Below are 21084 nucleotides of genomic sequence, written 5' to 3' on the forward strand. Positions count from 1 at the left end.
CCCCCCAGCTGCGGTCCCGGGTCCCGTTCAAGCCCCGCACGCCCCGCTCGCGCCCGCCCGGACCCAGCCCTCGCACTGTCCGGCCTGCACGAAACGCCTGCCCTCCAGGGTGAGCCGGCCGCCCCGCCGCTGGATGTGATGGGGCTCCCACAGGGCCGGGAAGCCGGCGGTCCAGTTGATCTCGTACGACAGCCCGTCAGGGTCGCCCGGGGCCGCCTCGCAGCTCAGCACGAAGTCCCGCAGCGGGCGTTCGACGTGGATGCGCAGGGGACCGACAGCCAGGTTCGTGCGGGAGTCGTCGCGCAGGGCGTCGGAGGCGCGGACCGCGTGGAGGGTGTCGCCGAGGCGCAGGGTCGCGAAGGCGTCGATCACCCCGAGGTTGGGGTACACGCCGAGACCGAGGATCAGCAGGGCGCGGCCCTCGTGGTCGAGGACGTGGAAGATGCAGCGGTCGTAGGCGTTGCGGTCCCCCGTCGCCACGTACTTCATGGACAGGGGCACCTGGTGCACGGGGTACTCGTCGAGCGGTACGGGACGGTCGTCGGTCATGGCCAACCTCCCTGCCGGCGGTTGGCTGACGGTACGTCAGACCGGTGCGGGTGACCAGAGGTCCGGCCGGACGCCCGCGAACGCACGCCCGATTGCGGACACCGTGACCCGGCCGCCGACTCCCGCGTTGCCCCGGTATGACCCGTACGTATGCACCGGTCGCCGAATCGGTTCCAGCGAACCCGTCACTCTTCCGTCCGGCTCCGCCGCCGCCCCAGGACCCGCCCATCTACCGGGACCTGATGCGCACCTGGGCGAGCGGCGGGCGCACTCTGCCCGGGCGCCACGACCCGGAGTGGGTACGGCTCGCGGCGCCGCAGGTCAGGCCCGGTCAGTTCAGCGCGTCTCCGGACCTGCCAGGTGACGGGCGATGACCATCCGCTGAATCTGGTTGGTGCCCTCGACGATCTGGAGCACCTTGGCCTCACGCATGTACCGCTCGGCCGGGAAGTCCGCGGTGTAGCCGTAGCCGCCGAGGACCTGGACGGCGTCGGTGGTGACCCTCATCGCCGTGTCGGTGCAGTGCAGCTTGGCCATGGCCGCCTGTTTGGCGAAGGGCCGTCCGGCGTCGCGCAGCCGCGCCGCCGCGAGGTACAGCGCCCGGCCCGCCTCGATCTGGGTCGCCATGTCGGCGAGCATGAAGCGCAGCCCCTGGAAGTCGGCGATCGGCCGCCCGAACTGCTGTCGCCCGGTCGCATAGCCGACCGCCTCGTCGAGGGCCGCCTGGGCGACCCCGATGGCGCAGGCCGCGATACCGAGCCGCCCCGAGTCGAGTGCGGACAGGGCGATCGCGAAGCCCTGCCCCTCGTCGCCGATGCGCCGCGCGTCCGGGACGCGCACCCCGTCGAAGTGGACCTGGGCGGTGGGCGAGCCCTTCATGCCCATCTTCTTCTCCGGCGCGGCGGCGCTCACGCCCTCCGAGTCGGCGGGCACCAGGAACGCGGTGATCCCGCGCGGGCCCTCCTCGCCGGTGCGCGCCATGACGGTGTAGAAGTCGGCGACCCCGCCGTGGGTGATCCAGGCCTTGGTGCCGGTGATCACCCAGTCGTCGCCGTCCCGGACCGCTCGGGTGCGCAGCGAGGCCGCGTCCGAGCCGGACGAGGGCTCGGAGAGGCAGTACGCGCCGAGCAGGCCGCCGCCGAGCATCGCGGGCAGGTGCTCGACCTGCTGTTCCTTGGTGCCGTAGGTGGCGAGCGCGTAGGAGGCGAGGGTGTGCACGCTGACGCCGAGGCCGACGGTGAGGCGGGCCGCGGCGAGCTCTTCGAGGACCTGGAGGTAGACCTCGTACGGCTGGTCGGCGCCGCCGTGCTCGGAGTCGTAGGGCAGGCCGAGCAGTCCGGTCCGGGAGAGCAGGGTGAAGACCTCGCGCGGGAAGTGCCCGGCGTCCTCCTCCTCGGCCGCCTTCGGGGCGATCTCTCGCTGCGCGATGTCGCGGACGAGCGAGATCAGATCCCGGGCCTCGTCCGTGGGCAGTTGCCGGTCCACCGGCTGCGGGGCGCGGTCGGGCATGGCGACGCTCTCCTCCCTGTAGGGCGCTGGCGGGCGCACGCCGTGGGGTGGGGCGGCTCCGCAGGTCTCACTGGGCGCCGGTCGCTGCTCGCGTCTCCCGGGTCTCGGAAGCTGCTGACCAGCGGCTGCGCCCTGTGAGTATGCCCGAAAGGAGACACCCGGTCACTGGTTAACGACCGCTTACTTCAAGATATCTCAGGCCACCGACAACCGGCCTCGCATCGACCCGGGGTCGGTCCGGGATCAGGCCGGAATCGATCCGGGATTGACCCGGGATTGGTCCGAACCATTGACGAGGTGGTCTAGTCCTCCTACTGTTCCGGCAGCGCTTCATCGCGTTCATGCCAATCCGCTGGCGTTCCCCTCTCCCCCACGAGGAGACACCGATGCACTTTCCCCAGCGCGCCCGCTTCCGGGCGCTGATCTCCGCCGCGTGCTGCGCGGTCCTCGGCGCGGGCCTGCTGGCCGGCGCGAGCAGCGCCAGTGCGACCGCACCGGAGGCCCCGCGCGTGAAGGCGGCCGGCTCCAAGGTCGTCGGCTACTTCACCGAATGGGGCACCTACGACCGCAAGTACTACGTCAGGAACATCGAGACCTCCGGCTCGGCGGCGAGGCTGACCCACATCAACTACGCGTTCGGCAACGTCACCGGCGGCAAGTGCGCGATGGGTGACGCCTACGCGGCGACCGACCGGACCTACACCGCGGCCGAGTCCGTGGACGGCGTCGCCGACACCTGGGACCAGCCGCTGCGGGGCAACTTCAACCAGCTGCGGGAGCTGAAGAAGAAGCACCCGGGCCTCAAGGTCCTCTGGTCCTTCGGCGGCTGGACCTGGTCGAGCGGCTTCGGCGAGGCCGCCCGCAACCCCGCGGCCTTCGCGCAGTCCTGCTACGACCTGGTCGAGAACTCCAGGTGGGCCGACGTCTTCGACGGCATCGACATCGACTGGGAGTACCCGAACGCCTGCGGCAACACCTGCGACACCAGCGGCAGGGAGGCGTTCAAGAACCTGATGGCGGCGCTGCGTTCGAAGTTCGGCAGCGGCGCGCTGGTCACCGCCGCGATCACCGCGGACGCCACGGCGGGCGGCAAGATCGACGCGGCGGACTACGCGGGCGCGGCCCCGTACGTCGACTGGTACAACCCGATGACGTACGACTACTTCGGCGCCTGGGACGCCGCCGGACCGACGGCCCCGCACTCGCCGCTGAACTCCTACTCCGGCATCCCGCGGGCGGGTTACCACACCTCGGCCACCATCACGAAGCTCAGGGGTCTCGGCATCCCGGCCTCGAAGCTGCTGCTCGGCATCGGCTTCTACGGCCGCGGCTGGACCGGTGTCACCCAGTCCGCGCCCGGCGGCACCGCGACGGGACCGGCGGCGGGCACCTACGAGCAGGGCATCGACGACTACAAGGTGCTCAAGTCGAAGTGCCCGGCCACAGGGACCGTGGGCGGCACGGCGTACGCCAAGTGCGGCACCAACTGGTGGAGTTACGACACCCCCGCCACCATCGCGACGAAGATGACGTACAAGAACCAGCAGGGCCTGGGCGGCACCTTCTTCTGGGAGCTGAGCGGGGACACCGCCGGAGGTGAGCTGATCAAGGCGATCAACTGAGCCGCCCGAACAGGGACTTGGGGCGGGGGACCACGAGCCTCCGCCCCAACTCGTGGCCTTCAGCCGTCGCGGCGGGCCGGTTCCGGCGCGGGATAGGCGGGGTCCAGCTCCTCGATGGCACGCATCGAGGCGCCGAGCGTCTTGACCAGGAGGTCGCGCATGGTGTCGCGGGAGAGCTGGGGCGGGCCGTCGATCCAGTCGAGGGTGGCGCCCTCGACGCTGCACACCCAGGCGAGCAGGCCCATGCGGGCCAGCGGGGAGATGTCGGTACGGCCGTACGCGCCTTGCGCGATGGTCGCGACGATGGCCTCGCGCACCCCGTCGCGGATGGCGTGCACCTCGGCGTCGAACCCGACCCCGCCGCTGACGACGGTGCGGTAGGCCGCCTGGTTGTGCTCGGCGTAGCGCAGATAGCTGTCCAGGGTGCGGTGGACGCGGTCCACCTGCTCCATCTCCAGGCCGCTGGCCGCGTAGGTGACCAGGTCGGCGACGGAGTCCTGGATGATCGCCAGGTAGTAGCCGCGCTTGGACTGGAAGTAGTAGTAGATCAGCCCCTTGGCGACATGCGCCTGCTTGGCGATGTCGTCCATGGAGAGCGCGTCGTAAGAGGTGTCCGCGAACAACTTCCGCCCAATGGCGATGAGTTCGGCACGGCGAGCAACCGAGCGCTCGGTGCCGCGAGCCCGCGGCCGGGCGGCTTCACGCTGATCACTGATATTCAAGTTTCGACCCTGGTCTCGGGCTGGCGGCGGGACATCCGCAGTATGTCAGGTCACTTGTGGATCAGGTCACAGGAGACCGAGCTGCGTGACGAGCATCGCGATCACCACGACGAGCGTCCATCCCGCTACATGTTCGAGGATCTTCGGACCGTGGTCCTCGGGGCCGCCGGTACGGGCGCGGGAGGTGGTGGCAGGGTGTGCGGTCATGGCGTCTCGCAGGTCTCGGTGCTGGTCGGACTCCCCCGCCGATCCGTCCACCCTGCCATTCGCGGCGCCTCGTGCGGCCGAGACCTTGGTCACAGCGCACGGCCCCCGACGGATGCCGGGGGCCGTGCGAGGACGGGCTCAGCGCACGCCCACCGCCGCGAGCGCCTTGCGCTGGCGCGGGGTCGGGCAGGCGGGGAAGTACAGGTAGCAGACGCCTCCGGTGCCGGAGACGACCTTGCCACTGGCGTTGTACCGCTTGGTGCGCAGCCAGATGTTCTCCCACTCGCGCCGCTTGTAGACGCGCCGCACCGCCTCGTCGCTCGGCGAGGCCGGGTCGTTGGCGATCACATCACCCTCGGCGGTGAAGCCGATCACCGTCATGAGGTGGCCCGAGGTGCCGTAACCGGCCCCGGTGAGCTCCTCCTTGAGGAACGACTGTGACGTTATGGCCGGGATGCCGGCCGCGATCAGGGTCTCCAGGTCGGTGAGCGAACCGAGCCGGGTCACCACGCCCTGGAGGTCCTTGAAGGTGGCCGCGTAGGCCGCGTTGAACGGCCAGTTGCCGCAGCCCGCGTACTGGTAGTCGTAGGTGTACCGGGCCGCGTGGCAGACCTGCGGGTCGGCGTACGACGGGTCGACCCAGGCCAGTTGCTCCTTGGTGAGCCGGCCGCCCCAGTACTCGACGATCATCTGCGAGGAGGTGGGGCTGCACCAGGCCTCGCCGCCGTTGTCGTACTCCGGGTACTGGCCCTTGTGGATCTCCTGCGAGTAGCGCGGGACGATCAGTTCGCGGGCCAGAGCGGGCGTGGAGGCCGGCACGGTGAAGCGGTCCGGGACGTCCGAGCCCATCGCGCCGAGCCGCCACACGGTCGGCGTGTTCTTCGCGCCGGGCTTGCGGTACAGGGTCAGGCGCAGGCGGTACGAGGCCAGGCGCAGCCCGGTCGACGGATCGTCGATCGCGAACGTGTCCGTCCAGATGCTGCTCTTGTCGTCGGTCTGGTCGTCGACCGAGGTCCGCTTGATGTCGCCGTCGCCGGCCGCCCAGCGGCCCATCACGTACCAGGGGGTGACCGTGCCGTCGGAGTACGTCCCCTTGAGCTCGATCTGGATCCAGGTGCCGGCCGGGGTGTGCGCGTTCCAGGAGGCGATCACCTCGGTCGCGGGCACGGTGAGGGTGTGGACCGGGGAGGTCCAGGTCGCGAACTCCCAGGTGGCGGTGGTCCCGGTGTGCGGGTCGGTGTACTCGGTGGTGCCCGCGGGGGCGCCGATCACGACGCCGGGACGCCGGCCGGCGACGGCACGGGTGCCGTCGGCGGTGCCGGAGCGCCAGTCGCTGTAGGTGATCCAGGCGCGGTTGTCGACGGGGCGGCCGGAGGTCTCGTCGGATTCCGCGCCGGCGGTGGTGTCCGCGGCGGTCGCGGTGCCCGTGCCGCCTGCCACCGCGGCGGCGACCGCGACGGCCAGAACGGTTCGGCGGGACGGCTGTTCGGCTCTGCTCATGGGCGGGAAGACCCCCAGGTGTCCGATTCGGGCGGGCCAATGCTCGGTTGTGCGCCAACTATGAACGAGGCGGCATGCTCCTGCCAGCACTTCGGCCCGTGCCACGCCCACCAATATTGGTCTGGTCCACTGGCATGACCTGGGAATCCGTGATTCCGCCGACCGGTCGACGGCGGCCCGTCACTAGACTGGCCGCGCCCTTCCCGTCCGGCCCTCAGGAACACCGTGCACGACCTCGCCTCCCGGCTCCGCCGGCTCCCGCCCTCCTGCGGCCCGGTCCGTCTGATCGGCGTCGACGGGCACGCCGGGTCCGGAAAGTCCACGTTCTGCGGGCAGTTGGCCGACGCGCTCGGCGGCGCACCGGTTCTGCACCTCGACGACATCGCCAGCCACGACGAGCTGTTCGGCTGGACCGGGCGACTGCTCAGCGAGGTGATCACCCCGCTCGGCCGCGGCGAGACCGCGCACTACGCCGTCTACGACTGGCACGCCCGCCGCTTCGCGGCGCCGCGCCCCCTGCCGCCCGCGCCGGTGATCCTGCTGGAGGGCGTCGGCGCGGGCCGCCGCGCCCTGCGGCCCCACCTGGCGCGGCTGCTGTGGATGGATCTGCCCCGTGAGGAGTCCTGGGCGCGCGGACGCTCCCGGGACGGGGCGGGACTGCGGGAGTTCTGGGACGGATGGGTCGAGGCGGAACAGCGGCATTTCGCCGAAGACCCCTCCCGGCCCTTCGCCGAGCTCCTGGTACGGCAGGGTCAGGAGGGTTACACGATCACCAAAGGGCCTGCGGTGACCCTTGGACCGGACCACGATGTCACCCACGGTGACGGCCCGACATCGATGTGTTGAACCTGTGAAGACTCACCGGTAGGAACTTGCCTCAGTCGCCCAACTCCGCTTGACCGAGGGGCCGTACAGGTCTTACGTTCTCAATGTGCGGCCGATGGAGGTCGCCCGCAGTCGCGAAGCCCCCGGTTGTTCCCCCGTGATCGGGGGCTTCGTTCTGCCCTGGTACGGCTTTCCGGACGCCGTGAGCCGCGATTCGCTCACCCTCGGTCACCACCCGCGGTGCGCCCCATCTGCTCCCACCTCGCCAAACGGCCTGTGCGGCACCCTACGGCGAGCGACACCACCGCAGGTACGATGCCCTCGGTGCGACCTACGGACAACTGCTCTGCGCACCGTTGCAACTCCGGTCCGCGGCACAGCGGTTGAACGAAGGCGGCCACCGGGCGTCGGCCCGGTGGTGAAACCACGGGGGCACGGTTTGTGGGGGACGTGATGGATTTCGGCACGCAGGGCCCCGAGGCCCCGGCCGACCTCGCCTGGCTGCGAGGCGTGGACGCGTACACGATGGGCGCCTATCCGCAGGCGGAGGAGGAGTTCCGGGCCGCGGTACGGATCGACCCCGGGATGGCCGACGGCTGGCTCGGACTGCACGCGCTGCGCGTCGACACGACGACCGCGCTGCTCAGGATGTTCCGGCACCGCGAGCGCTTCGGCGAACAGCGCACCCGGCACCGGCGCACCCTCAACTCCTGGTACTGGCTGGGCTGGTGGGTGCAACCGGTGCTGGAGAGCCCGCGCGACCTGCTGCTCGCGCACGCCTCGCACTGGCTGGACGGCCGCCACGTCCCGGAGCTCGACCGGGCCCTCGCGGGTCTGCCCCCGGTGGACACCGACCACCAGGTCCGCTTCCTGCACGCCTGCCGCGCCTATCTGGTCAAGGACTGGGAGCAGCTGGTCCGGCACACCGACCCGCTGATCGACGACCCCATGCTCGGCATCGAGGCCGGCCTGTTCGGCGGCATGGCCCGGGTCCGCCTGGAGATGTACGGCCAGGCCGAACCCCTGCTCTCGGCGTCCCTGATGCGCTGCCGCAGCGAACAGCCCCAGCGCAAGGAGCTGCGGTACTGGCTGGCCCGGGCCCACGAGGGGACGGGCCGCTCCGCCGCCGCGCTCCCCCTCTACCGGGCCGTGCACCGGGTCGACCCCGCCTTCATGGACACCTCCGCACGGCTCGCCGCCATCGCCGAGGGCGACGGGTACGACGACCCGGCCGACCTCGCGGCGATCACGCTCACCGGGTTCGGCCAGGACGTGCTGGAGGGGCCCGACGGGATCGACCCGCTCTTCGGCGTCGAGGGGCGGGAGCTGAAGCTCTCCGACCCGGAACCGCCGCCCACCGGGCCGCTGCCGTCGATGACCGACCCGGCGGGACGGGAGCGGTCCGGCGCCCCGGCGGTGCCCCTTCCGGCGGGACCCACCGACCCCGTCTTACTGGAGGAGGCACTCGCCGAGCTGGAGCGCATGGTGGGCCTGGAGCCGGTGAAGCGCCAGGTCAAGGCGCTCTCCGCCCAGTTGAACATGGCCCGGCTGCGCGCCGGGCAGGGCCTGCCGGTCCAGCCGCCCAAACGTCACTTCGTCTTCTCCGGGCCCTCCGGCACCGGCAAGACCACGGTGGCCCGCATCCTGGGCCGCGTCTTCTACGCCCTCGGGCTGCTCGGCGGCGACCACCTCGTGGAGGCGCAGCGGGCCGACCTGGTCGGGGAGTACCTCGGCCAGACGGCGGTCAAGGCCAACGAACTGATCGACTCGGCCCTCGGCGGGGTGCTCTTCGTCGACGAGGCGTACTCGCTCTCCAACTCCGGTTACGGCAAGGGCGACGCGTACGGCGACGAGGCGCTCCAGGTGCTGCTGAAGCGGGCCGAGGACAACCGGGACCACCTGGTCGTGATCCTGGCCGGCTACCCGGAGGGCATGGACCGCCTCCTCGCCGCGAACCCGGGACTGTCGTCCCGCTTCACGACCCGGGTGGACTTCCCGTCGTACCGTCCCCTCGAACTCACCTCCATCGGCGAGGTGCTGGCGGCGGAGAACGGCGACGTCTGGGACGAGGAGGCCCTGGACGAGCTGCGCTCCATCGCCGGGCACGTGGTGGACCAGGGCTGGATCGACGAGCTCGGCAACGGGCGGTTCCTGCGGACGCTGTACGAGAAGAGCTGCGCGTACCGGGATCTGCGGTTGTCCACGTATCCGGGGATGCCGAGTCGGGACGACCTGTCGACGCTCCGGCTTCCGGATCTGATGCAGGCGTACGGGGAGGTTCTCTCAGGGCGGGGGCCCCAGGATCCGTCGGCGCGGTAGTTCGTCGGCTGCGGCCGAGTGGGGGCTGACCGCGCAGTTCCCCGCGCCCCTGGGTGCGTGCAGTCAAGGCGTGCCCAGCCGCACCCACCTTTTTGGGGGCGCGGGGAACTGCGCGACAAGCCCCCACCGGCCCGCAGCCGACGCACTACGACGCCAAAGCCTCCTCGCTGCTCCGGGGCTCCGTGACCCGGACCTCCGGCAGATCCCGGTGCGCCGGGTCCCGGACCTCACCGACCAGCAGCTCCAGTACGTCCTCCAGGGCCACCAGGCCCAGCACCTTCCCGGACCCGTCCGCCACCTGGGCCAGGTGCGTGGCCGCGCGCCGCATCACCGTGAGCGCGTCGTCCAGCGGCAGATCGGACCGCAGCTTCGTCATCGGCCGCCAGATCTGCTGCGGCACCGCCCGCTGCGAGTCCTCCAGGTCCAGTACGTCCTTGACGTGCAGGTACCCCATGAAGGCGCCGTTCTCCGCGGCGATCGGGAAGCGCGAGTACCCGGTACGGCCGGTGAGCTCGATGATCTGGCCCGGGGTGACCGAGGGGCGCACCGTCACGAGGGACTCGCGCTTGAGCAGCACGTCCGTCACCGGGCGCGAGCCCAGTTCCAGCGCGTCCTCCAGGCGTTCCTGTTCCTCGGGATCCAGCAGGCCCGCTTGGCCGGAGTCCTCCACGAGCCGGTTCAGCTGCTCGCTGGTGAAGACGGCCTCCACCTCGTCCTTGGGCTCGACGCGGAACAGCCGCAGGATGGCCCGCGCGCAGGCGCCGAGGGCGAGGGTGATCGGCCGGCACAGCCGCGCGAAGGCCACAAGGCCGGGGCTGAGCCACAGCGCGACCTTCTCCGGGGCCGCCATCGCGAGGTTCTTCGGGACCATCTCGCCGATGACGAGGTGGAAGAAGACGACGGCGGCGAGGGCGATGACGTAGCCGAGCGGATGGATCATGCCGTGCGGCAGGTGGATCCACTCGAAGACCGGCTCCAGCAGGTGCGCGACCGTCGGTTCGGCGACCGCGCCGAGCGTCAGCGAGCACACCGTGATGCCGAACTGGGCCGCCGCCATCATCTGGGGCAGCCGCTCCAGGCCGTACAGCACCTGGCGGGCCCGTGCCGTGCCGAGCGGTTCGATCTGGCTGCGGCGCACGGAGACCAGCGCGAACTCGGCGCCGACGAAGAAGCCGTTGGCGAGCACGAGCAGGGCCGCGAAGAGGAGTTGGAGCACGCTCATCGGGCGGCCTCCATGACGTTGACCGCGGGGACCGTGCGGACCAGGCGGACCCGCTCGGCGCGGTAGTGCCCGACCTGGCGCACGGTGAGCCGCCAGCCGGGCAGCTCGGCCCGGTCGCCGACGGCGGGGATACGGCCGAGCAGGTCGGCGACCAGCCCGGCGACGGTCTCGTACGGCCCCTCGGGGACGTCGAGGCCTATGCGCTGGAGGATGTCGACCCGGCAGCTGCCGTCGGCGTCCCAGGCGAGGCGGCCGTCCTCGGGCGGGGCGGCGGCCAGTTCGGGGGTTTCCTTGGACACGTCGTCGTGCTCGTCGCGGACCTCGCCGACGATCTCCTCGACGATGTCCTCCAGGGTGACCACGCCGGCCGTGCCGCCGTACTCGTCGACGACGACGGCGATGGGCTGCTCGCTGCGCAGCCGGGCCAGCAGGGGCTGGACCGGGAGGGTCTCGGGCACCAGCAGCGCCGGGCGGGCGATCCGGCCGACGGGGGTGCGCAGACGGTCCTGGACCGGTACGGCCAGGGCGTCCTTGAGGTGGACCATGCCGACGATCTCGTCGATCTTCTCCCGGTACACGGGGAAGCGGGACAGGCCGGTGGCGCGGGTGAGGTTGACGACGTCCTCGGCGGTGGCCGAGGCCTGGAGCGAGCTGACCTTCACGCGCGGGGTCATGACGTGCTGCGCGGTGAGCTCGGCGAGGGACAGGGTGCGCACGAAGAGGTCCGCGGTGTCCTGTTCCAGGGTGCCGGCCTGGGCCGAGTGGCGGGCCAGGGAGACCAGCTCGCCGGGGGTGCGGGCGGAGGCCAGCTCCTCGGCGGGCTCGATGCCGAGGGCACGGACCAGGCGGTTGGCGACCGCGTTCAGCGCGGCGATCACCGGCCGGAACAGCCGGGCGAAGGCGTGCTGGGGGCCCGCGACGAAGCGGGCGACCTGCATCGGCTTGGACACCGCCCAGTTCTTGGGCACGAGCTCGCCGATCACCATCTGCACGGCCGAGGCCAGCAGCATGCCGACGACGACGGCCACACCGGAGACCGCGCCCTCGGGCACGCCGACGGCCGTGAACGGGCCGTGCAGCAGTTCCGCGAGGGCCGGTTCGGCGAGCATGCCGACGACCAGGGAGGTGATGGTGATGCCGAGCTGGGTGCCGGAGAGCTGGAACGACAGCTCCTTGAGCGACTCGGCGACCCTGCGGGCACGTCGGTCGCCTTCCGCGGCCGCCTTCTCGGCGTCCGTGGCTTCCACGGTCACGAGGCCGAACTCGGCCGCGACGAAGAAGCCGTTGGCGAGAATCAGCAGGAACGCCGCTCCGAGGAGCAGCAGGGGGATGGTCATGCCGCCGCCTCGATATGCCGGGAGGGGGCGGCGCAGGTACTACAGGACGATCCGTCCATCGCTGGAGGGAGTCACTCCTCGGGTAGCAGGAACAACGTGAGGCGGAGGCGCGATGAAAACGCCTCCGCCAACAGATTAATCAAGACAGGGCCGACTGCGGCAGGGTCGAAGCCCCCGAGTCAGCCCTGATCTTCGTCGGAACGGGCTGTGGAGCGGGCCTCGGCGAGCGCCCGCAGGGCCTTCGCGTCGGCGATGGCCTGCTGCTTCGCGATGCCCGGCTGGATGCCGAGGGCGGGCAGGCTGGTGCCGTCGCTGAGGTTGAGGAAGACCCACGGATCGCCCGGGCGGAGGTTCACCTGGATGATCTCGGCCCATTCCAGATGCCGCCGGCCGGCGATGTTCTGGACGGTGACACCGGACTCGTCGGCGACGACCTTGACCCTGGCCAGCAGGAACAGCACGCCGGCGAGCAGGGCCGCCGTGAAGATGAAGCTCAGGCGCTCGCCGGGGCCCAGTTGCTCCAGGAGCAGCGCGATCACCGTGATCGTCACGAAGATCGCGACACCCGCGCTGATCAGCACGGCACGGGTGCGGCCCGGCCGGAAGGTGACGGGAAGGGTGGGCAGTTCGGAGGACATGTGCGGCTCGCCCCTCACAGCCGGCAGGCGTGGATGGCCGTCGTCAGGATGGCCCGCGCGCCGATGTCGTACAGGTCGTCCATGATCCGCTGCGCCTCCTTGGCGGGGACCATCGCGCGGACGGCGACCCAGCCCTCGTTGTGCAGCGGGGACACGGTCGGGGACTCCAGGCCCGGCGTGAGCGCGACGGCCTTCTCCAGCTGCTCGACGCGGCAGTCGTAGTCCATCATCACGTACGTGCGGGCCACCAGGACGCCCTGGAGGCGGCGCAGGAACTGCTGGACCTTCGACTCCGCGGCGTCGTCCGCCTCGGCGCCGGTGCGGCGGATGACGACGGCCTCGGACTTCATGATGGGCTCGCCGAAGACCTCCAGGCCCGCGTTGCGCAGGCTGGTTCCGGTCTCGACGACGTCCGCGATGACCTCGGCGACCCCGAGCTCGATGGCGGTCTCCACGGCGCCGTCGAGGTGGACGACGGCGGCGTCGATGCCGTGGTCGGCGAGGTGACCGGCGACGATCCCCTCGTAGGAGGTGGCGACCGTCTTGCCCTTGAGGTCCTCGACGCCGTTCGCGGTGCCCGGCTTGGCGGCGAAGCGGAAGGTGGAGCGGGCGAAGCCGAGCGGGAGGATCACCTCGGCGTCGGCGCCGGAGTCGATCAGCAGGTCACGGCCGGTGATGCCGATGTCGAGCCGGCCGGAGGAGACGTAGATCGCGATGTCCCGGGGGCGGAGGTAGAAGAACTCCACGTCGTTGACCGGGTCGACGATCCGCAGTTCCTTGGACTCGCGGCGCTGCTGGTAGCCGGCCTCATGCAGCATGTCCGCCGCAGGTCCTGACAGGGAACCCTTGTTGGGGACGGCGATGCGCAGCATGAGGTCGGCTTCCTTTGCTCTGAGGGGTTGTTGCGGCGAGTGGCTTACAGGTGGGCGTAGACGTCGTCGAGGGAGATCCCGCGCGCGACCATCATCACCTGGACGTGGTAGAGCAGCTGCGAGATCTCCTCGGCGGCCGCCTCCTTGCCCTCGTACTCGGCGGCCATCCAGACCTCGGCGGCCTCTTCGACGACCTTCTTGCCGATGGCATGGACGCCCTTGCCGACCAGCTCTGCGGTGCGGGACGTGGCGGGATCGCCGTTGGCGGCCTTGTGCTGGAGCTCGGTGAAGAGCTCCTCGAACGTCTTATTGGACATGGTGGCGCCCACTTTACGCGTAAGCCCGCACCACCTAGTGCCACGGTTCAGATACTGAGCGGAGGGTGGCCGCCGTGGCCACCGCCGCCGTCACCGCCTCGTGCCCCTTGTCCTCGTGGGAGCCCTCGATGCCGGCCCGGTCCAGGGCCTGTTCCTCGGTGTCGCAGGTGAGCACACCGAAGCCGACCGGGACGCCCGTCTCCACCGATACCTGGGTGAGGCCCTGGGTGACGCCCTGGCACACGTACTCGAAGTGCGGGGTGCCGCCGCGGATGACGACACCGAGGGCGACGATCGCGTCGTAGCCGCGGCCCGCGAGGACCTTGGCGACGACCGGGAGCTCCCAGCTGCCGGGGACCCGGAGCAGGGTCGGCTCGTCGATGCCCAGGTCGTGCAGGGCCCGCAGGGCGCCGTCGACCAGTCCGTCCATCACCTTCTCGTGCCACTGCGCCGCGATGACGGCGACCCTGAGGTCACCCACGTTGCGTACGGACAGCTCCGGTGCACCCTTGCCGCTCACGTTCTCGAACTCTCCTCGAAATGCTTACTGGTTGCTGCAGGTGGACACCGGGTTGGCGTCCAGCCAGGGAAGGTCGTGGCCCATCCGGTCCCGCTTGGTGCGCAGGTAGCGGAGGTTGTGCTCACCCGCCTGCACGGGCATCGGCTCGCGTCCGGTGACCTTGAGGCCGTGCCGCAGGAGGGCGTCGGACTTGTCGGGGTTGTTGGTCATCAGGCGCAGGCTGCGCACCCCGAGGTCCTCCAGGATCTGCGCGCCGGCGCCGTAGTCCCGGGCGTCGGCGGGCAGGCCGAGCTCCAGGTTGGCGTCGAGGGTGTCGTGGCCCTGCTCCTGGAGTTCGTAGGCCCGCAGCTTGGACAGCAGGCCGATGCCGCGCCCCTCGTGGCCGCGCAGGTAGACGACCACTCCCCTGCCCTCGGCCTGGATGCGTTCCAGGGAGGCGTCCAGCTGGGGGCCGCAGTCGCAGCGCAGGGAGCCGAAGACATCGCCGGTCAGGCACTCGGAGTGGACGCGGACCAGGACGTCCTCGCCGTCGCCGATCTCGCCGTGGACGAGGGCGACGTGCTCGACGCCGTCGACGGTGGAGCGGTAGCCGTACGCCCTGAAGGTGCCGTGGGCGGTGGGCAGCCGGGTCTCGGCCTCGCGGCGGACCGTGGGCTCGCTGCCGCGGCGGTAGGCGATCAGGTCCTCGATGGAGATGATCGTCAGGCCGTGCTTGCGGGCGAAGGGGATCAGCTCGGGCAGCCGCAGCATACGGCCGTCCTCGCCGGCGATCTCGACGATGGCGCCGGCCGGGCGCAGGCCCGCGAGCCGGGCGAGGTCGACGGCTGCCTCGGTGTGGCCGTTGCGGGTGAGGACGCCGCCGTCCTTGGCGCGCAGCGGGAAGATGTGGCCGGGGCGGACGAAGTCGGTGGGCTCGGCGGCGCCGCTCGCGAGGAGCTGGAGCGTGGTCGCGCGGTCGGACGCCGAGATCCCGGTGGTCACCCCGTGAGCGCCGGAGGCGTCCACGGAGACGGTGAACGCGGTCTTCATCGACTCGGTGTTGTCGTCGACCATCTGCGGGAGCTTGAGCCGGTCCAGTTCGTCGCCCTCCATGGGGGCGCAGATCAGGCCGCGGCACTCGCTCATCATGAAGGCGACGATCTCGGGGGTGACCTTCTCGGCGGCGACGACCAGGTCGCCCTCGTTCTCGCGGTCCTCGTCGTCGACGACCACGATGGGGCGGCCGGCCGCGATGTCGGCGATGGCCTGCTCGACCGGGTCCAGCGCGAAGTCCTCGAACCCGTCGGTGCTGTACAGAATGGGTGCGGCGGTCATGCCGGCGCTCCTTCCATGACGGGCCGCGCGGATTCCCGCGAGCGCAGCCACCAGTCGCGCATGCCCCACAGGACGAGCGCGCCGTAGATGACGTAGACGAAGCCGGAGAAGGCGTAGCCGTTGGCGAAGTTCAGCGGGACGCCGACGAGGTCGACCAGGAGCCAGGCGAACCAGAACTCGACCATGCCCCGGGCCTGGGCGTACATGGCGACGACGGTGCCGACGAAGATGTAGGCGTCCGGCCAGGGGTCCCAGGACAGGCTCGGGTAGGCCTTGAAGAGCAGGGCGACGGCCACGGTGCCGACGGCGGCGGCCGCGACGAGCGCACCGCGCTCACGCCAGGTGGCGAAGCGGGGCGCGATGTGCCCGTCACCGGACTGGCCCTTGTTGCGGTTCCACTGCCACCAGCCGAAGAGCGCCACGGCCATGACGACGGCCTGCTTGCCGGCGCTGCCGGTGAGGTGCCCGTAGAAGGCGCCGAACAGGATGAGGCCGGAGGCGAACTGCACCGGCCAGCTCCACAGGTTGCGCCGCCAGCCGAGGGCGAGGGCTATGAGGCCGAGGATGTTGCCGATCATGTCCGACCAGAGGATGTGCTGGCCGAACAGGGTGAAGGCCTCGGTGTTGAGGGAGTTCACTTCCCCGCCCCCTGACCGCTCGCGAGCAGGCGCTCGACGTACTTGGCGACGACGTCCACCTCGAGGTTGACCGGGGCGCCGGGCTGCTTGAGGCCGAGCGTGGTCAGGGCGAGGGTGGTGGGGATCAGGCTGACGGTGAAGTAGTCGGGGCCGGCGTCCACGACGGTGAGGCTGATGCCGTCGACCGTGATGGAGCCCTTCTCCACGACATAGCGGGAGAGGTCCGCGGGCAGCGAGATCTTGATGATCTCCCAGTTCTCGGAGGGCTTGCGCTCCAGGACCTCGCCGGTGCCGTCCACGTGCCCCTGCACGATGTGCCCGCCGAGGCGCGCGCCGACGGCGGTGGGGCGCTCCAGGTTGACGCGGGAGCCGACGCCCAGGGCGCCGAGGCTGGAGCGGTCGAGGGTCTCGGCCATGACGTCGGCCGTGAACTCGTCGCCCTCGTGGTCGACGACGGTGAGGCAGACGCCGTTGACGGCGATGGAGTCCCCGTGTTTCGCGTCCTCGGTGACGACGGGGCCGCGCAGTCGGAAGCGACAGGCGTCGCCGAGGTTCTCGACGGCGGTGATCTCGCCCAGCTCTTCGACGATTCCGGTGAACACTTCCCGGGTCCTCCCTGCCTCTTCGGGCACGGACTCCGGGGCTGTCGATGACGACAGAAAGGACGAGCGACGACACCGGGGGCGACGCCGGACGCACTCGTCCCGCAGGACGAACGGATACGACGGCGCGCACGAATGCCCGCCCGCCGCGCACTGCCTCCCATCCGGACTTTAACCGTCGGTCCAGGAATTTCACCTGGTCAACCGGCCGCTGGAAGCGGTCGGGTCGCGGACTGTAACCGCCGGTTCGGACTTTCACCGACCCCGGAGTGCGCTGCTTCTGGTACAGAGCCAGTCTGCCACGCCTGATCGGCGTCCATACAGGCGGAGGGTGTGGGGTGGCTCACAGACAGTACCGATGGACTTGTGCGGCACTCCGGACCCCCAACGGACCGATGGCGCATATCCATTGACGAAATGGTCTAGTCCTTTTTAGGGTCGCGGTGCGTGGACACCCGTAGAGACGGGCCCGGCGGCGGTGACGACGGCCCTTGCCCGCCGCCGGGTCTCCTTCCCCGGCGCACCCCCGCCCTCAGCGAGGCGCGAACAGGTCGTCCTGGGCCCTGTCTCTCGCGGTCAGCAGGGCGCCGCGCAGCACCGCTCCGCCCCCCAGGGCGCCGGCCCGGACCTCGGTGGGCAGCGGTGACATCCGGCGCACCCGGTGTTCGACCCTGGCCGCGAGGTCGGCGCCGCCCGCCTCGCCCACCTCACCGCCCAGCACCACGCAACCGGGGTCCAGGATCGCGGCCACGGAGGCGACTCCCACGGCGAGGCGGTCCGCGAGGCCGTCCAGAAAGGCCGTCGCCGCGTTGGCCACCGCCCACCCGACCAGCCCCGCGGCGACCGGCCCGTCCGCCTCGCCCTCGGCCGCGATGCCGTGTTCCGCCGCCAGTACCGCGATCGCCGCGGAGCCCGCGAGGGAGTGGAAGCCTCCTTCGCAGTCGGTCGCCGACGGCAGGACGACCGTGCCGGGAACCGGCAGGAAGCCGATCTCCCCCGTGCCGCCCGACGCGCCCCGGCGCAGGCTGCCGTCCAGGACGACCGCCGCGCCCGTGCCGTGGCCGAGCCACAGCAGGACGAAGGTGTCCCGGTCCCGGGCGACCCCCTCGCGCTGTTCCGCCAGCGCCGCGAGGTTGGTCTCGTTCTCGACGTGGACACGCGTCTCGGGGAGCCGCTCCTGCAGCGCCAGCACCAGTCGCCGGTGCCAGGCGGGCAGGCCGCCGGAGTCGCGGAGTTCGCCGGTGGCCGGGTCGATCAGGCCGGGGGCGCCGATGCCGACGGTGTGCAGTTCGGACACCCCGGCCTCCTTGGCCGCCCGCTCGACCAGCATCACCGCCTGCTCGACCGCGGGTCCGGTCCCGGTGTCCCCGCCGATGGGCACCGACGCCCGGGTAAGCACCCTCCCCAGCAGGTCGGAGACGACGACGGAGACGCCCTCGGTGCGGACGTCGAGGGCCGCGAGGTGGGCCCGGTCGGCGACGATGCCGTAGAGCTTGGCGTTCGGGCCGCGGCGCTGCTCCCCCGACTCCCCCACCACGCCGATGAGTCCGGCGGCGGCGAGGCGCTCGACGAGGTCGGCGACGGAGGGCCGGGACAGTCCGGTGAGCTGCTTCAACTGCCCTGCCGTCAGCGGGCCTTCCTGCTGGAGCAGGCGCAGGGCGAGCCGGTCGTTGATGACCCGGGCGGTGCTCGGGGATGCGGGCATGCCGGGCATCCTCTCAGATCCGATGTGCCGAATAGGCGCTATCTATCAGGCAGGGTTCCTGATAGTTTACGGCGGCGACAGGACGAAGAGGATCCGGGAGGGGCCCGAAGATGAGCGATGTGGTGCACGCGCCCGCAGAGGTGCGGCGGGCTCGGTACGCCGTGGCCGCCGTGTTCGCCGTGCACGGGGCCGTGACCGGCTCGTTCGCCACCCGGGTGCCGTGGATCCAGGACCACTCCTCGGTGAGCGCCGGGCAGTTGGGTCTCGCGCTCGCCTTCCCCGCGCTCGGCGCGTCCGTGGCCATGCCGCTTGCGGGCAGTGTCAGCCACCGCTTCGGCGCCCGGAACGCCCTGCGCGGTCTGATCACCCTGTGGACGCTGGCCCTGGTGCTGCCCTCCCTAGCCCCGAACCTCCTCACGCTCTGTGTGGCCCTCTTCGTCTACGGCGCCACGGCCGGCATGGCGGACGTGGCGATGAACGCCCTCGGCGTGGAGGTCGAGAACCGTCTGGGCCGCTCGATCATGTCCGGGCTGCACGGCATGTGGAGCGCGGGTGCCCTGATCGGCTCGGCCGCAGGCACGCTCGCCGCGCACCTGGGTTCGGACGCCCGCCTGCACCACGCGCTCGCGTCGGCCGCGCTCACCCTGCTCGGCCTGCTGTTCTGCCGGTGGGTGCTGGACCTGCAGCCCACCGAGGACCAGGAGCCGCCGCCCCGGTTCGCGCTGCCCCCGAAGTCGGCGCTGCTGATCGGCGCGGTGGGGTTCTGCGCGGTGTTCGCGGAGGGCGCGAGCCTGGACTGGTCGGCGGTCTACCTGCGGGACCGGCTGGAGACCTCGGCCGGACTCGCGGCCGCGTGCACCACCGGCTTCACGTTCACCATGGCCGTCGCACGTCTCGTCGGCGACCGGGTGGTGGACCGGTTCGGTTCGGTGCGCACGGTACGGGCGAGCGGGGCCCTGGCCGTGCTCGGCGGCCTGCTCATCGTCGTCGCGGACCGTCCGGCCGTGGCGATGGGCGGGTTCGCGCTGATGGGCCTCGGCATCGCGGTGGTCGTGCCGCTGTGCTTCGCCGCGGCGGGCCGCAGCGGGTCCAACCCCAGTCTGGCGATCGCCGGGGTCGCCACCATCACCTACACCTCGGGGCTCATCGCCCCGAGCGCGATCGGCACGCTGGCCCAGGCGACCAGCCTCATGGTGTCGTTCACCCTAGTGACCGTGCTGGCCTGCGGGATCATGGCCTTCGCGGGCGTGCTGCGGGCCGGCGACCGCGACCGTCCGAAGATCAGCGCTCCGGCCGCAGCAGTTCCCGACCGGCGGCCCTGAAGCCCTCGCTCCAGGGCGTGGGGCGCAGCGTCCCGGCGTCCAGCCGGACCAGCACCCGGGTGCCGCGCGCGTACGTGGTGCTCCCGTCCTCGGAGCAGAACCGGAAGCCGTAGGTCAGGCCGGTGGTGCCGAGGCGCTCCAGCCACAGGTGGACGGCGTAGGTGCCGGTCCGGGTGACGGGGGCCTCGTAGCCGATGAGCAGCTCCTTGACGACGTTGCAGGCGTCGCCGGCGTCCGCCCAGTCACCGTCGAAGCGGACGCCGCGCTCCTGCCAGAACTCGGTCCAGGCCCGCTCGACGAGCAGCGGGTAGCGGGCGTTGTGGAGCATGCCCAGGGCGTCCAGGTCGTCGAAGTGGACGGTGACCGGGATGAGGCGGCCGTAGGACTGGGCGGGGGCGAGGACGGCTTCGGCGGTCACGGGTGCGGAACTCCTGGGTGCATGGGACGACGACCCCTATCCTAAGCGGTCGCTCACCCTCACTCCCCTAGGGTGCGGCCAGGTCATAGGCGTACGACGGGCTGAACGTGCCCGGCGCGCCCTTGCAGCCGTCCGACTCCCCCGGCAGCTTCACCCACAGGTAGGCGTCGATCTCCGGCTCGCCGGTGTCCAGGGTCGGGGGCCGGCCGATCTTCCGGCCGGCCGGGTCGCACCACTGGCCGTCGGGCGGGGCGCCGTTGCCGTTGCGGCTGGTGTCGATGACGGCGCCCAGGCCGGGCGGCCCGTCCAGAGCGGCGAGGACCTGACGGTCGTAGGCGATCTCGGCGGGCGTGGTGTGGAAGTTGGAGACGTTGCTGAAGATCCCGTCGGAGGAGGCGGCCGAGGCGGCGCCCGCCTGTTTCAGCAGGGCCGCCTGCTCGGCCGCCGGCCGCCAGCCCGAGTGACCGGCGTCGTAGTAGACACGGGCCCTGGGGTTCGCGGCCTTCAGGACGCGGCCGGCGCGGGCCAGCGAGGCGAAGCGGTCGGCGCGGCCCGCGGCCGTGAGGCAGTCGGACTGGGCGATCGAGTCGGGTTCCAGGACGACGACGACCTCGCCGGAGCCGAGCCCCGCGGCGAACCGTTCGATCCAGGCGTCGTACGCGCCGAGATCCGGTGCCCCGCCCTGGGAGGCGCCCCCGCAGTCGCGGTCCGGGATCGCGTAGGCCACGACCACCGGGACCCGGCCCCGCGCGGCGCCGCCCGAGGTGACCGCGCGGACCCGGGAGGTGAGGGTCGCCGGGGTGTAGTCGGCGAACCAGACCGCGGCCGGCCGGTCGGCGATGCGGTCCGCTATGACCTCGGCACGCGGGTCGCGCGGATGGTCCCGCACCCAGTCGAGCACCTGGGAGGCGGGGTGGCGGTAGAGG

22 protein-coding genes and 1 riboswitch are annotated in these 21084 nt (G+C 71.4%); of the genes, 5 read left to right on the forward strand and 17 right to left on the reverse strand.

What is annotated here, in order from left to right:
- Nucleotides 1-27: 27 nt before the first annotated feature.
- A complete protein-coding gene (locus EHS43_RS13205) occupies nt 28-549 on the reverse strand; it encodes a hypothetical protein (protein WP_260470520.1) in 522 nt (173 codons plus the stop codon).
- 137 nt (nt 550-686) lie between these two features.
- Here EHS43_RS13205 and EHS43_RS47685 point away from each other — a divergent pair, with 137 nt between their 5' ends.
- Complete coding sequence (locus EHS43_RS47685) at nt 687-923, forward strand: hypothetical protein (protein WP_125190956.1); 237 nt, start codon at nt 687-689, stop codon at nt 921-923.
- On the opposite strand, the gene EHS43_RS13215 is transcribed toward EHS43_RS47685, so the two are convergent.
- Nucleotides 886-2058, reverse strand: coding sequence for an acyl-CoA dehydrogenase (locus tag EHS43_RS13215; RefSeq protein ID WP_125190957.1), 1173 nt, complete (start codon nt 2056-2058; stop codon nt 886-888). The two genes, EHS43_RS47685 and EHS43_RS13215, sit on opposite strands and share 38 nt — an antisense overlap.
- 386 nt (nt 2059-2444) lie before the next feature.
- On the opposite strand from EHS43_RS13215, the gene EHS43_RS13220 reads away from it, so the two are divergent.
- Nucleotides 2445-3680, forward strand: a complete 1236-nt coding sequence (locus EHS43_RS13220) for a glycoside hydrolase family 18 protein (protein ID WP_125190958.1) — start codon at nt 2445-2447, stop codon at nt 3678-3680.
- A 59-nt stretch (nt 3681-3739) separates the two neighbouring features.
- Here the strand turns inward: EHS43_RS13220 and EHS43_RS13225 are convergent, their stop codons facing one another.
- The 3 genes from EHS43_RS13225 to EHS43_RS13235 form a co-directional block, all read right to left on the reverse strand.
- Complete coding sequence (locus EHS43_RS13225; protein ID WP_125190959.1) at nt 3740-4402, reverse strand: TetR/AcrR family transcriptional regulator; 663 nt, start codon at nt 4400-4402, stop codon at nt 3740-3742.
- A 66-nt stretch (nt 4403-4468) separates the two neighbouring features.
- Entirely contained in the window at nt 4469-4609 is a 141-nt protein-coding gene (locus EHS43_RS13230) for an SCO1431 family membrane protein (protein ID WP_125190960.1), read from the reverse strand.
- A gap of 138 nt (nt 4610-4747) precedes the next feature.
- The gene (locus EHS43_RS13235) at nt 4748-6109 is read right to left on the reverse strand and encodes a peptidase C39 family protein (protein WP_125190961.1); all 1362 of its coding nucleotides are present in this window, start codon (nt 6107-6109) and stop codon (nt 4748-4750) included.
- Nucleotides 6110-6334: 225 nt separating this feature from the next.
- Between EHS43_RS13235 and EHS43_RS13240 the strand changes: the two genes are divergently transcribed.
- Nucleotides 6335-6955: a uridine kinase gene (locus EHS43_RS13240; protein ID WP_125190962.1), complete on the forward strand. Its 621-nt coding sequence runs from the start codon at nt 6335-6337 to the stop codon at nt 6953-6955.
- A 432-nt stretch (nt 6956-7387) separates the two neighbouring features.
- A complete protein-coding gene (locus EHS43_RS13245) occupies nt 7388-9253 on the forward strand; it encodes an AAA family ATPase (RefSeq protein WP_125190963.1) in 1866 nt (621 codons plus the stop codon).
- A 145-nt stretch (nt 9254-9398) separates the two neighbouring features.
- On the opposite strand, the gene EHS43_RS13250 is transcribed toward EHS43_RS13245, so the two are convergent.
- The 10 genes from EHS43_RS13250 to EHS43_RS13295 form a co-directional block, all read right to left on the reverse strand.
- Nucleotides 9399-10475, reverse strand: a complete 1077-nt coding sequence (locus EHS43_RS13250; RefSeq protein WP_125190964.1) for a hemolysin family protein — start codon at nt 10473-10475, stop codon at nt 9399-9401.
- A complete protein-coding gene (locus EHS43_RS13255; RefSeq protein ID WP_125190965.1) occupies nt 10472-11812 on the reverse strand; it encodes a hemolysin family protein in 1341 nt (446 codons plus the stop codon). Before EHS43_RS13255 ends, EHS43_RS13250 begins: the two co-directional genes overlap by 4 nt.
- Nucleotides 11813-11991: 179 nt before the next feature.
- A complete protein-coding gene (locus tag EHS43_RS13260; protein ID WP_125190966.1) occupies nt 11992-12450 on the reverse strand; it encodes a PH domain-containing protein in 459 nt (152 codons plus the stop codon).
- A gap of 14 nt (nt 12451-12464) precedes the next feature.
- On the reverse strand, nt 12465-13322 hold the full coding sequence (hisG, locus tag EHS43_RS13265) for an ATP phosphoribosyltransferase (RefSeq protein ID WP_125190967.1): 858 nt from the start codon (nt 13320-13322) through the stop codon (nt 12465-12467).
- 44 nt (nt 13323-13366) lie between these two features.
- Nucleotides 13367-13639 carry a phosphoribosyl-ATP diphosphatase gene (locus EHS43_RS13270; protein WP_020117406.1) on the reverse strand — a complete coding sequence of 91 codons (273 nt, stop codon included), beginning with the start codon at nt 13637-13639 and terminating at the stop codon, nt 13367-13369.
- A gap of 34 nt (nt 13640-13673) precedes the next feature.
- A complete protein-coding gene (gene ribH / locus EHS43_RS13275) occupies nt 13674-14159 on the reverse strand; it encodes a 6,7-dimethyl-8-ribityllumazine synthase (RefSeq protein WP_125190968.1) in 486 nt (161 codons plus the stop codon).
- Between the two features lie 24 nt (nt 14160-14183).
- Nucleotides 14184-15473 carry a bifunctional 3,4-dihydroxy-2-butanone-4-phosphate synthase/GTP cyclohydrolase II gene (locus EHS43_RS13280; RefSeq protein WP_125190969.1) on the reverse strand — a complete coding sequence of 430 codons (1290 nt, stop codon included), beginning with the start codon at nt 15471-15473 and terminating at the stop codon, nt 14184-14186.
- Nucleotides 15470-16111: a nicotinamide mononucleotide transporter family protein gene (locus EHS43_RS13285; RefSeq protein WP_125190970.1), complete on the reverse strand. Its 642-nt coding sequence runs from the start codon at nt 16109-16111 to the stop codon at nt 15470-15472. The genes EHS43_RS13280 and EHS43_RS13285 overlap by 4 nt, the downstream gene beginning before the upstream one ends.
- Nucleotides 16108-16713: a riboflavin synthase gene (locus EHS43_RS13290; protein ID WP_125190971.1), complete on the reverse strand. Its 606-nt coding sequence runs from the start codon at nt 16711-16713 to the stop codon at nt 16108-16110. Before EHS43_RS13290 ends, EHS43_RS13285 begins: the two co-directional genes overlap by 4 nt.
- Nucleotides 16714-16859: 146 nt before the next feature.
- Nucleotides 16860-16990: riboswitch (FMN riboswitch) on the reverse strand.
- A gap of 255 nt (nt 16991-17245) precedes the next feature.
- Entirely contained in the window at nt 17246-18418 is a 1173-nt protein-coding gene (locus EHS43_RS13295) for an ROK family transcriptional regulator (protein ID WP_125190972.1), read from the reverse strand.
- A 110-nt stretch (nt 18419-18528) separates the two neighbouring features.
- On the opposite strand from EHS43_RS13295, the gene EHS43_RS13300 reads away from it, so the two are divergent.
- Nucleotides 18529-19740 carry an MFS transporter gene (locus EHS43_RS13300; protein WP_125190973.1) on the forward strand — a complete coding sequence of 404 codons (1212 nt, stop codon included), beginning with the start codon at nt 18529-18531 and terminating at the stop codon, nt 19738-19740.
- Here EHS43_RS13300 and EHS43_RS13305 read toward each other — a convergent pair.
- Complete coding sequence (locus EHS43_RS13305) at nt 19700-20158, reverse strand: thioesterase family protein (protein WP_125190974.1); 459 nt, start codon at nt 20156-20158, stop codon at nt 19700-19702. The genes EHS43_RS13300 and EHS43_RS13305 overlap by 41 nt on opposite strands.
- Nucleotides 20159-20225: 67 nt before the next feature.
- The coding region (locus tag EHS43_RS13310; protein WP_125190975.1) for a glycoside hydrolase family 6 protein at nt 20226-21084 on the reverse strand (859 nt) is incomplete at its 5' end.

It is taken from the genome of Streptomyces sp. RP5T (assembly GCF_003933965.1).
GTDB lineage: Bacteria > Actinomycetota > Actinomycetes > Streptomycetales > Streptomycetaceae > Streptomyces.

Coding starts and splice junctions, on each gene's coding strand:
- EHS43_RS13245 (WP_125190963.1), top strand. CDS start 7,388: ATGGATTTCGGCACGCAGGGCCCCGAGGCCCCGGCCGACCTCGCCTGG.
- EHS43_RS13300 (WP_125190973.1), top strand. CDS start 18,529: ATGAGCGATGTGGTGCACGCGCCCGCAGAGGTGCGGCGGGCTCGGTAC.
- EHS43_RS13215 (WP_125190957.1), bottom strand. CDS start 2,058: ATGCCCGACCGCGCCCCGCAGCCGGTGGACCGGCAACTGCCCACGGAC.
- EHS43_RS13270 (WP_020117406.1), bottom strand. CDS start 13,639: ATGTCCAATAAGACGTTCGAGGAGCTCTTCACCGAGCTCCAGCACAAG.
- EHS43_RS13255 (WP_125190965.1), bottom strand. CDS start 11,812: ATGACCATCCCCCTGCTGCTCCTCGGAGCGGCGTTCCTGCTGATTCTC.
- hisG (WP_125190967.1), bottom strand. CDS start 13,322: ATGCTGCGCATCGCCGTCCCCAACAAGGGTTCCCTGTCAGGACCTGCG.
- EHS43_RS13220 (WP_125190958.1), top strand. CDS start 2,445: ATGCACTTTCCCCAGCGCGCCCGCTTCCGGGCGCTGATCTCCGCCGCG.
- EHS43_RS13205 (WP_260470520.1), bottom strand. CDS start 549: ATGACCGACGACCGTCCCGTACCGCTCGACGAGTACCCCGTGCACCAG.
- EHS43_RS13250 (WP_125190964.1), bottom strand. CDS start 10,475: ATGAGCGTGCTCCAACTCCTCTTCGCGGCCCTGCTCGTGCTCGCCAAC.
- EHS43_RS13280 (WP_125190969.1), bottom strand. CDS start 15,473: ATGACCGCCGCACCCATTCTGTACAGCACCGACGGGTTCGAGGACTTC.
- EHS43_RS47685 (WP_125190956.1), top strand. CDS start 687: ATGACCCGTACGTATGCACCGGTCGCCGAATCGGTTCCAGCGAACCCG.
- EHS43_RS13295 (WP_125190972.1), bottom strand. CDS start 18,418: ATGCCCGCATCCCCGAGCACCGCCCGGGTCATCAACGACCGGCTCGCC.
- EHS43_RS13235 (WP_125190961.1), bottom strand. CDS start 6,109: ATGAGCAGAGCCGAACAGCCGTCCCGCCGAACCGTTCTGGCCGTCGCG.
- EHS43_RS13260 (WP_125190966.1), bottom strand. CDS start 12,450: ATGTCCTCCGAACTGCCCACCCTTCCCGTCACCTTCCGGCCGGGCCGC.
- EHS43_RS13230 (WP_125190960.1), bottom strand. CDS start 4,609: ATGACCGCACACCCTGCCACCACCTCCCGCGCCCGTACCGGCGGCCCC.